Annotated in this window: 2 protein-coding genes; both read right to left on the bottom strand. The window is 72.4% G+C overall.

Annotation, left to right across the window (positions count from 1 at the left end):
• Positions 1 to 60: 60 nt before the first annotated feature.
• Positions 61 to 6,231 carry a pullulanase-type alpha-1,6-glucosidase gene (gene pulA, locus H9641_RS03920; RefSeq protein WP_191801259.1) on the bottom strand — a complete coding sequence of 2,057 codons (6,171 nt, stop codon included), beginning with the start codon at positions 6,229 to 6,231 and terminating at the stop codon, positions 61 to 63.
• Between the two features lie 265 nt (positions 6,232 to 6,496).
• Positions 6,497 to 10,147, bottom strand: coding sequence for an ATP-binding cassette domain-containing protein (locus H9641_RS03925; RefSeq protein WP_191801261.1), 3,651 nt, complete (start codon positions 10,145 to 10,147; stop codon positions 6,497 to 6,499).
• Positions 10,148 to 10,341: the final 194 nt, after the last annotated feature.

Consider the following 10,341-nt stretch of genomic DNA (forward strand, 5'->3'; position numbering starts at 1 on the left):
TGCGGAGCCCTTGCGAGAGAGTCTCGCAAGGGCTCCGCACTCAGCGGACCTGCAGTGAGGCTAGGAGCAGTCGCGTGCCCCGTACGACACGTCGTAGACCGTCCGGACCTCCTTGCCGCCGATCGTCGCCGTCCCCGTGGCCGTGGCCGTCGCGGCGGGGATCGTCGCCAGACGCGTCGCGAACGTCTGCTGGGCGCTCTTGCCCGGCAGCACGCCGGTGAAGGTCTTGGCGCCGAACGGCGTCTCGACCTTGACCGTGGCGGGGGTCGGCCCCTCGTTGACCGCACTGACCGTGAGGGTCGCGCGACCTGCGACGCACTGGGTGCGCGTCGAGGTCGTGAGCTCGACCTTCGCGGCCTTGGGCTCGACGAGCACCGCGACCGAACGTGCCGGGACGGTGACCGTCCCGGTCGCCGCGTCCCACGTCGTCGTCTTGACGACCGGGTCGGCTCCGCGAGCCTGGACGGGAGAGAGCGAGTACTCGCGTCCCGAGAGGCCGGCGACCGTCTGCGTGACCGGCTCGGGCGAGGCGTTGAAGACGACGAGCGCGCCGTCGAGCTTCTCGTCCACGTCCTTGCCGATCGTGTCGTCGATGCTCATGACGATCACGCCGGGCGTCTGACCGGTCCCCGCGTCGGGGAACGTGACCTTCTGGTTGATGAGGTCCGCGCTGCCCAGGCGGAACAGGTCCGTCGAGGAGCGCAGCCGCAGCAGGTCGGCCGCGTTGTCCGAGGCCGACGCGATGTCCTGGGCGGTCGGCTTGAGCGCGGGGTTCGCGAGCAGGGGCGCCATGAGAGGCCACTTCTCACCGTTGTCCGCCTCGAGCGGCAGCCCCTTGCCGAACCCGTTGTCGGTGCCCGTCCAGTCGATCGCGTTGTACCAGTCGCCCGAGTCGTAGCTGTTGCGGTCGAGCGACTTGGAACGCAGCAGGTCGGTGCCCGCGTGCCACAGCGAAGGCGTCTGCGAGAGAGCCGTCGTGGCGAGCGAGACGTTGTTCATGCGCACCCGGTCGGCCATCGACGTGTCCGCCGGCAGCTTGAGGGTCAGCAGGTCGAACAGCGTCTCGTTGTCGTGCGCGTCGACGTAGCTGATGATCTCCTCGGGCGAGTCCGCGTAGCCTGCGGGCGCACCCCGGTAGTCGATCTGGTCGCCCCGCAGCGCCTCGCCCGTCGAGGTCGTGAACGTGAAGCTGCGCAGGTTCCCCGCGAGGCCCAGCCGGACCAGGTCCGTCTCGTGGCCCAGCGACGCCAGCTCGTCGGCCGATCCGTCGTTCACCGTCCCCGGCTCCCCCGCCCGGGCAGGCTGCCCGTTCGGGTCGGTCGCGAGCCCCGTACCGAAGCCCTGCGTGAACGTCGAGGCCCCGTCGACGGGAGAGCCGCCGTGGACCGCGTCGCGCAGACGGTCGGAGAACGTACCGATACCCGTGCCGCCGAGCTGGCCCTGCGTGGCCTGCTCGAACAGCGCGTTGTCGGCGACCTCCCCGAAGTTCCAGCCCTCGCCGTACAGGTACACGGCCTTGCCGTCCACGCCGTCCTTCTTCAGCGTGAGCTCGTCGAGCGCGGCCCGGACGTCGAGCATGTTCTGCTTCGAGTGGTGCCCCATGAGGTCGAAGCGGAAGCCGTCGACCTTGTAGTCGCGGGCCCACGTGACGACCGAGTCGACCATGAGCTTGCCGGTCATGGCGTGCTCGGTCGCGAGGTTCTGGCAGCAGGTGCTGGTCTCGACCGCACCCGTCGTCGTGTTCTGGCGGTGGTAGTAGCCGGGCACGACCTTGTCCAGGACGCTCTTGGCGTCCTGACCGCTGGCCGCGGTGTGGTTGAACACCTGGTCGAGCACGACCTGGAGCCCGGTCTGGTGCAGCGACCCGACCATGGTGCGGAACTCCGCGGCACGCGCCGAGCCCTCGGCGTCGACCGCGTACGAGCCCTCCGGCGTCGAGAAGTGCAGCGGGTCGTAGCCCCAGTTGAAACCGTCCGTGCCCTGGATCGCGGACACCGCGGCCTGCTGCTCGGTGCCGTCGGGCGCGAAGCCGCTCAGGTCACCGGTGACCGACTGCTTGGACCTGTCTTCCTCGATGGTCGCGATGTCGAACGTCGGCAGCAGGTGCACCGTCGTCAGACCGGCGTCGGCCAGCTCGGCGAGGTGTGTCATGCCGGCCGACTTCTTCTCGCCGAACGCGAGGTACGTGCCACGCTTGGCGGCAGGCACCGTGGTGTCGGCGATCGAGAAGTCCCGGACGTGCAGCTCGTAGATCGTCTGGTCGACGGCCCGCTCCACGACGGGAGCCGGTGTGTCCTTCCAGACCTTCGGCTGGGTGTCCTTCGCGTCGAGGTCGACGACGACCGAGTGGGTCGAGTTGAGCGTCAGCCCCAGCGAGTACGGGTCGGTCACGACGTTGGTCTCGACCTTGCCCGTCGACGGGACGAAGACCTCGACCTCGTAGAGGTACCGCGCACCGACCCAGCCGAACTTCTTGTCGGCGTCCTTGCCGTCGACCGTCCACGTCCCGTCCGACTGACGCTCGGCGGGGAACCGCCGCGCGTCCTCGTTCTTCAGGTCCGCGGCGTCGCCCGAACCGGGCCACGCGAGGAGCGTGACGCTCTTCGCCGTGGGAGCCCACAGCGCGAACGAGGCCCACTTGCCGTTGGTGTAGATGCTCGCGCCGAGCGTGCGGTCCGCGGCGCCCTCGGCGAACAGGTCGTCCAGGACACCGGGGAGCTGTACGCCGGTCGCCGCGGTGAGCGGAGCGTCCGCCGCGGTACCGGCGCGCTGGGCGACGAGGAGCTGCCCCGTGAGCGCGGTCGTCGCCGCGTCCACCGAGATCGGCTCGCCGTCGGCGCCTGTGACCCGCAGGGCCACCGCGTCGGCGAGGGCCGGGAAGTCCTCCGCGACGTCGTCGGGCAGGCCCGCCGGGTCGAGGACCAGACCGAACGACGACGACCCCTCAGGCGCGACGACCGCGCCGTCGGCGACGCTCAGGCCGCCCGCCGGTGCGGTGTGCAGCGTCCAGCCCAGCGTCGCCGGGTCGGCGCCCGCGAGCAGCTCGCGCGGCCACGCGACCAGGTCGCTGGTCACCCAGTGCGCGGCCTGCTGACCGGTCCCGGGCAGCGGGGGGTCCGCGACATCGATCGTGAGCACGTGCGTCGCGAGGACGTACGAGAACGTGACCGACTTGCCGTCGGACGCGCTGAACGAGTAGTTCTGGCCGTCCTTGACGCCGCCGACACCGTAGTTCTCGGCCCAGCTCAGACCGTGAGCGACCTTGCCCTCGTACGCACCCGTGGCGAGCGCCGACGTCGTGAGCGTGTAGACCCCGTCACCGTCAGGGTCACGGAGCCACGAGCCCATGCAGTCCGGAGACCAGGCGGCCGAGCAGCCGAGCTGGTCCTGGAACGAACCCGCGACCGTGATGATCGGGCCCTGCGCGGTGCTCGAGAAGTCGTGCGAGACCGGGTCCCAGTAGAACGTCACGGGGCCACCCGCGGTCGTGTACGTCGCGTTGGCACCGTCCTTCGCGCCGCCGACACCGTAGTTGAGGTCCCAGGACCCGTTGATCGCGACCTTGTACTCGTAGGTACCCGCCGGGATGTCGAACGTGCCCGCGTAGACGCCGTCGGCACGCTTGGTGAGCTTGGCCGCCTCGCAGCCGGGGGCCCAGTCGCCCGCGCAACCCATCTCGGAGTTGTGGCTCCCGGCGACCGTCACGAGGTCGATGTCCGTCGGAGGTTCGACGTCCTCGTCACCGCTCACGGAGTTGCCCACGCTCGCGAACGTCGAGGCCGCGTGGCGGTCACCGTCGGCGTCGACCGTCACGGCCCGGTACTCGACGAGCGTGCCCTTGGCCAGGTCGCTCACGTCGTGGAAGACGCGCGGCGAGGTGTCCTCGGCCGTGCCGAGGCCCTGCCACTCGTCGGACCCGACGACGCGCCAGGCGAAGCTGGTCTCGGACCACGCGGCGTCGTCGACGTCCGCGGCGACCGGGGCGACCCCGGTGAGGCCCGCCCCCGCGGCCGGTACGGCCACCGAGACGTCCCCCGTGGACTCGACGCCCACGGTGCGGTCCGCCTTGAGCACGACCGAGCCGAGGGCCGGGACCGTGAGCGAGACCGTGCCTTCGGCACCGGCCGTGACCGCGTCGCCGCCGCCGTAGAGCGGCGCGTACGTCGCGCCGGGCGTGAGCGTGGTGAAGCTGACCGTCTTGGCCGCGGCCGAGTTGTTCAGCCCCACGAGGTGCTCGATCTTCTCGGTGCGGTCCACGCGCGAGAACGCGTAGACGCCCGCGCCCGAGTCGGTGTAGCGCTCGATCTGGGCACCCTGCGCGAGCGCCGGGTTCTCGGAGCGCAGCGCGGAGAGCTCGGCGATGTGGGTGTAGAGCGGCGACGTGGTGTCGTAGCGGTCCTGGCTGCCGGCGGTCTCGCCCGTGATCAGCTTCTGGTCCGCGTACTCGTCGACCTGGGTCGCGAACAGCGACTGCCGCGCGTTCTTGTCCTTGCCGTCGCCCGCACCCGCGAAGCCCTGCTCGTCGCCGTAGTAGACGACCGGCTGACCGCGCGTGAGGTACATGAGGTCGTGCGCGAGCTCGTCACGACGCTGTGCGTCGCCCGTGGTCTGCAGCAGGTACCCGATGCGGCCCATGTCGTGGTTGCCGAGGAACGTGGGCAGCGCCGACGCCGAGGAGTCCGGCGTCGTGTACATGTCGTCGCTCGCGAAGAGCTGGGACAGCCCCTTGGCGCTGTTGCCGCTCGCGAAGCTCGCGGCCGAGGACTGGAACGCGAAGTCGAGAACGGAGCTCATGTCCGTCTTGCGCACGTAGGGCGAGAGCTTGGCGGCGTCGGCGTCGTAGATCTCGCCGAACATGAAGAAGTCGTCCTTGCCCTTCGAGTGGGCGTAGTCGAGGACCTCGGTGGTCCAGGTCTCCCAGAACTCGAAGTTGACGTGCTTGACCGTGTCGATGCGGAAGCCGTCGATGCCGAGGTCGACCCAGCCCTGGTAGACGTCGACGAACCCGTCGACGACACGCGGGTTCTCGGTCATGAGGTCGTCCAGGCCGTCGAAGTCGCCGTAGGTCACGGACTCGCCCGACCACGTCGAGTTGCCGCGGTTGTGGTAGAGCGTCGTGTCGTTGAGCCACGCGGGGACCTTGGCGTCCTTCGCGTCCTCGGCCACCACGGGCGTGTAGGGGAACGACGTCGCGGCGTCCATCGCGGGGAACGTGTCCTTGCCCGCGTGGTCGGCCGGGTCGAACGCGATGCCCGCGGCGTCCTTGTACGGCGAGGTCGCCTGGTCGACGTACGAGTACTGCTTCTGCTCGTTGTCGATCAGGTCGGCCGTGTGGTTGGTGATGATGTCGAAGTAGACCTTGATGCCCTTGGCGTGGGCCTCGTCGATCAGTGCCTCGAGCTCGGCGTTGGTGCCGAGGTGCGGGTCGATCTGCGTGAAGTCGGTGACCCAGTAGCCGTGGTAGCCCGCCGACGCGTTCGCTCCCTCGCCCTGGACCGGGTTGTTCTTGAACGACGGGGTCAGCCAGATCGCGGTGGTCCCGAGCCCGTCGATGTAGTCGAGCTGGTCGCGCAGGCCCTGGATGTCGCCACCCTGGTAGAACCCCTTGTCCGTGGGGTCGTAGCCCGAGTGCAGCGCACCGCCCTCGATGCCGGCCTCGTTGTTGGTGGGGTCGCCGTCCGCGAAGCGGTCAGTCATGACGAAGTAGAACTGCTCGTCGGAGCCGGCCTGGCGCACGGGCGGGGTCACGATCTGCGCGTCGGTCGCCTCGTCGTAGGCTCCCCCGAGATCGACGGGCGCGAGCGAGACGCGCTTGGCGACGTCGTCGAACGTGAAGCGCAGGGTCGTGGGGCCACCGACGACCAGCGGGATGTTGTCCGCACCACCGTTCAGGCCGTAGGCCTCGTCCCACGTGTCGTTCACGGCGACCTTGTACTCGTAGGTGCCCGCGGGCACCGTGAAGTCGGCCGAGTAGACACCCTCGGTACCGGTCGGCGCGAGCTCGGTCGCGGCGCAGGCCGGGTCCCAGTCGGCTGCACAGCCGGCCTCGTCCTGCAGGCTGCCGACGAGTGCGAAGGTGCGGGCCGCGTCCGTCGCGGTCGCCGCAGGGCCGGTCGCCGCGTTGGCGACGGCCGTGAAGCCTGTCAGCCCGGTGAGCCCGACGGACAGCGCCGCGAGGGACGCTGTGGCGCGGCGCGGTCTGGACGACCGCCTGGGGCGGGGTGATGCCATGAGGACTCCCTTGTCGACCGGGGAGTCGGACGTGCGTACGCACCGCCGGGTGACCGAGCCCCTGCGCTCCACGTGGTCTCCCGAGCCGGGCGCTCCCCGACGCCGGCTGACCCAGACTGTAGCCGTTGCTGAAAGTTGCAGCAAGGGTGCAACCGCATGTCGGCACGCCGAACCCGTGGCCCCCGCGACGGGGACGACCCCGGACAGCGCGAAGCCCGGCCGGGAAGCGTGATCGCTGCCCGGCCGGGCCAGGGGCTGGAGGACGTCAGCCCGCGAGGTGGCTCCAGCGCGGCGCCAGGTCGCTCCAGGGGCCGACCTCCGCGACGGCACCCTCGTGGAGCACCACGACGCGGTCCGCGCGGGCCAGCGCCGCACGCTTCGAGGTCGAACCGATCACCGTGGTCCCCCGCTCACGGAGCGACGACCACAGCTCGATCTCCGTCGCGGCGTCGAGAGCGCTCGACACGTCGTCGGCCAGGAGCAGCTCCGCGTCGGTCGCGAGCGCGCGGGCGAGCGCGAGCCGCTGCACCTGACCGCCCGAGAGCCGGACGCCTCGATGCCCCACGAGGGCCTCGTGACCGCCCGCCTCGACCACGTCGCGCTCGAGCCGCGCGGCCGCGACCGGGCCGTGGACCTCGCGCTCGTGGCCGAGCCGCACGTTGTCCGCGAACGTCCCCGACAGGACGCGCGGGACCTGCGCGACGTGCGCGACCTGGCCCGGGCGCAGGAAGGTCTGGGCGTCCTCGACGTCCGTCCCGTTCCACCGGATGTCACCCGTGTGCTCCATGAGCCCCGCGAGCGCCGCCAGCAGGCTCGACTTGCCCGACCCGACCTGGCCGAGCAGGAGCACGAGCTCGCCGCGCTCCACGCTCAGGTCGACGCCGTGCACGCCGATCGTGCCGTCGTCGTGCAGCGCGCTCACCCCCGCGAGCTCCAGGAGCTCGAGCGCCTGACGCGGGCCGGGGGCAGGGGTGGGCGCCTCGCCCGTGAGGAGGTCGACCCCGCGAGGCAGGTCCATGAGGTCCGCCCCGGCCGCGAAGCGGCTCGTCGCACGCTGCCACGAACGAGTCCCGGGAGCCTCCGTCACGACCGCCCCGGCGACGACGCCGAACCAACCGAAGCCGTTGACCGCGTTCGCGACCAGGAGCGCGGTCGCGAGGTCCCACGTCCCGGTGAGGAGCCCGGCCCAGGCCGCGACGACGCCGAGCTGGATCATCACGAGCGGCACGCCGTCGAGCGCGGCCTGCACGCGGTGCTCGAAGACCGCGGCACGCACGCGGCCCGCGTCGACCTCGTGCAGGTGCGCGTGCACCTGGGGCGTCCGGGCGGCGAGCTTGACCGAGCGCGCCGAGTCGAGCGCCGAGACCAGGGCCCGCCCGAACCGGGCGCGCGCGGCCGACGATCGCGTCGCCGAGCGGCCAGCGATGGGGCGCCCGAGCGTCGACGCCGCGGCGGAGACGACCATGACCGCGAGCAGCACGGCCCCGGCGAGCCACGACCGGCTCAGCAGCGCCGTGACACCGGCGATGACGAGGCCGTTGACGAGGTCCACCCAGCGGTCGGCGTACCGCACGAACCGGTCGGCATCCATGGCGCGCGCCACGACCTCGCCCGGGGGTGTGGCCGAGAGCCGGTGCTGGCGCGTCTGGCCCGTCATGACCGACATGCGCACCCGCAGCAGGACCTCGATCCACCAGCGGGGGTAGACGTACAGGGCCCGTGCGAGGCAGAGGGGCGCGACCACCAGGAGCACCGCGAACGGGACGAGCAGCGCCGCGGGGAACCCCTCGTCGAGCCCCTGGACCGCGTGGCCCCAGAGGAAGCCGGTCACTGCCCCCTGCGCCGACACGAGGCTCGCCACCAGGAACAGCACGGCCCCCACGACACCCCACGCCGGCCGCACGAACAGCGCGTGCAGCACGCCGCGCGCGAGGCTGGGGCCTTCGCCCGGGTCCGCCAGGGTCGGCGGGACGCCACGCCGACGCCGGCCGCCGACGGCCTCGTCGGACGCGCCGGGCGCGCCGGGCGTCTCCGGGTCCGCTCCGACGACGGCGACAGCGGCCGAGACCACACCGCCGTCCGCCTCAGCAGCGGCGAGTCCGACCGCCGCAGCGTCCTCGCGGCCCTCGCTCCCCCGGTCGACGAGCGCGACGTCAGGCGAGCCCCCCTGCGCGACGCTCGCCTCCAGCAGGTCGCGATAGGGACCCGCGACGCGCGCGAGCGTGGCCCGCACGCCCTGCTGGACGACGCGCCCCCGGTCGAGCACCGCGATCAGGCCCGCGCGCTCGATCGTCGTGAGCCGGTGCGCGACGAGCACGCCCGTGCGCCCCGCGAGCAACCGCTCCGACGCCGCCACGACGCGCGCCTCGGTCAAGGGGTCCATGCGTGCCGTGGCCTCGTCGAGGACCACGACCTGGACGTCGCGCACGAGCAGGCGGGCGAACGCGACGAGCTGTTCCTCGCCGGCCGACAGCGACGTCCCGCCCGGGCCGAGCAGCGTGTCCAGACCGTCCGGCAGGCCGGCGACCCACTCGTCGAGGCGGAGCTCGCGCACCGCGTCCTCGACGGCCGTGCGCGGCACGTCGGCGAAGAGCGCGACGTTCTCCGCGAGCGTGCCCGCGAGGATCTCGGTCCGCTGGGTCACGACGCCGACCGCGGCGCGCAGCGCCTGCAGGTCGAGGTCTCGCACGTCCACGCCCCCGAGGAGCACCGCACCGCGCGGTGGCTCGACGGCCCGGGACAGCAGCGACGCGAGCGTCGACTTGCCCGAGCCCGTGCGGCCCACGAGCGCGACCGTCGCGCCCGCGGGCACGCGCAGGCTCACGCCGTCCAGGGCGAAGGTGCCCTCGGCGTACGAGAAGTGCAGGTCCCGGAGCTCGATGCCCACGGGCCCGGCCGGCACGTCGCGCCCGCCCACCGGCTCGGGGGCGACCGAGAGCATCTGACGGATGCGCGTGAGCGCCCCGAGCCCCTCCTGGATGTCCGGGAGGTGGTGGACCAGGTTGTCGGTCTGCCCCACGAACATCGACGTGACCAGGAACAGGGTGACGAGACGGTCGACGCCCAGCTCGCCGTCGGCGGCGAGGGCAGCCCCCGCGACGGCCACGCCCGCGAGCAGCGACGCGAGCACGAGCCCGGCCCGGCGGAGCATGCGCGACTCGACCGACAGCACGGCCTCGAAGCGTCGGTGGACCTGCGCCGACCGCTCGGCGAGCCTGCGTACCGCGAACGACTGCCCCAGGCTCGTGCGCAGGTCGTCGCGTGCTGCGACCGCTTCCTCGAACACCGCGGCGTGGTCCGTCCAGGCCGCCTCCTCGACGACCTTGCGGCGAGCGATCTCGCCGAGCATGGGGCGCACGATCAGCGCGGCGACCAGACCGAGCACGGGGAAGAGGATCCAGGCCGGCCACCAGGTGAGCCCGGCGACGACCCACATGGGGATCACGCCGACGAGGGTGCGGCCCGCCCCCCAGGCCTGCCGGCGCACGAGCGTGCCGACCGCGTGGGTGTCGTCGTCGACCCGGTCGAGCACCTCGCCGACGGCCTGCTCGGTGAGCGTGGCGAGGGGCTGGTGCAGCGCCGCGGACAGGAGGTCGCCGCGCAGCCGCCCCTCGGCCCGGTCGACGACTCCCGCCCAGACCACCTGGCCGATCGTGTCGAGCAGCGCCGCGCTCACGATGCACGCGGCCAGGAGCTGGAGCGTGGCCGTCGTCGGGTCCGCCGCGAGCCACCCCGCGACGACCGTGCCGAACGCACCACCGACCGCCCCGACGGTGAGCGCGACGAGCGCGAAGACGGACTGCGGGCCGCGCAGCCGCCGCCAGTCCAGGCGGCGGGCGGGGTCCGTCGAGGAGACGGTCGGGGAGGAAGGGGCAGCGTCGGGGCCGGTCGGAGAGCCGGTGGGTGCATCGGTCATGGCCAGCCGATCCTATGGCGGGGGTACGACGCGCACGCAGGCATTTTCCGGCCCTGCGTCATGGTCCGGACGTCACGGTCCGGACGTCACGGTCCGGACGACGGTGTCCTGTCGCGGGGACCCGCGGGACCGGCCACAGGGACCGGCCACGCAGCGGGTTGGCGCCCGGGGCGCCCCGGCGCCGCCCCGCGGGG

This window comes from Oerskovia merdavium, assembly GCF_014836755.1.
Taxonomy (GTDB): domain Bacteria; phylum Actinomycetota; class Actinomycetes; order Actinomycetales; family Cellulomonadaceae; genus Oerskovia; species Oerskovia merdavium.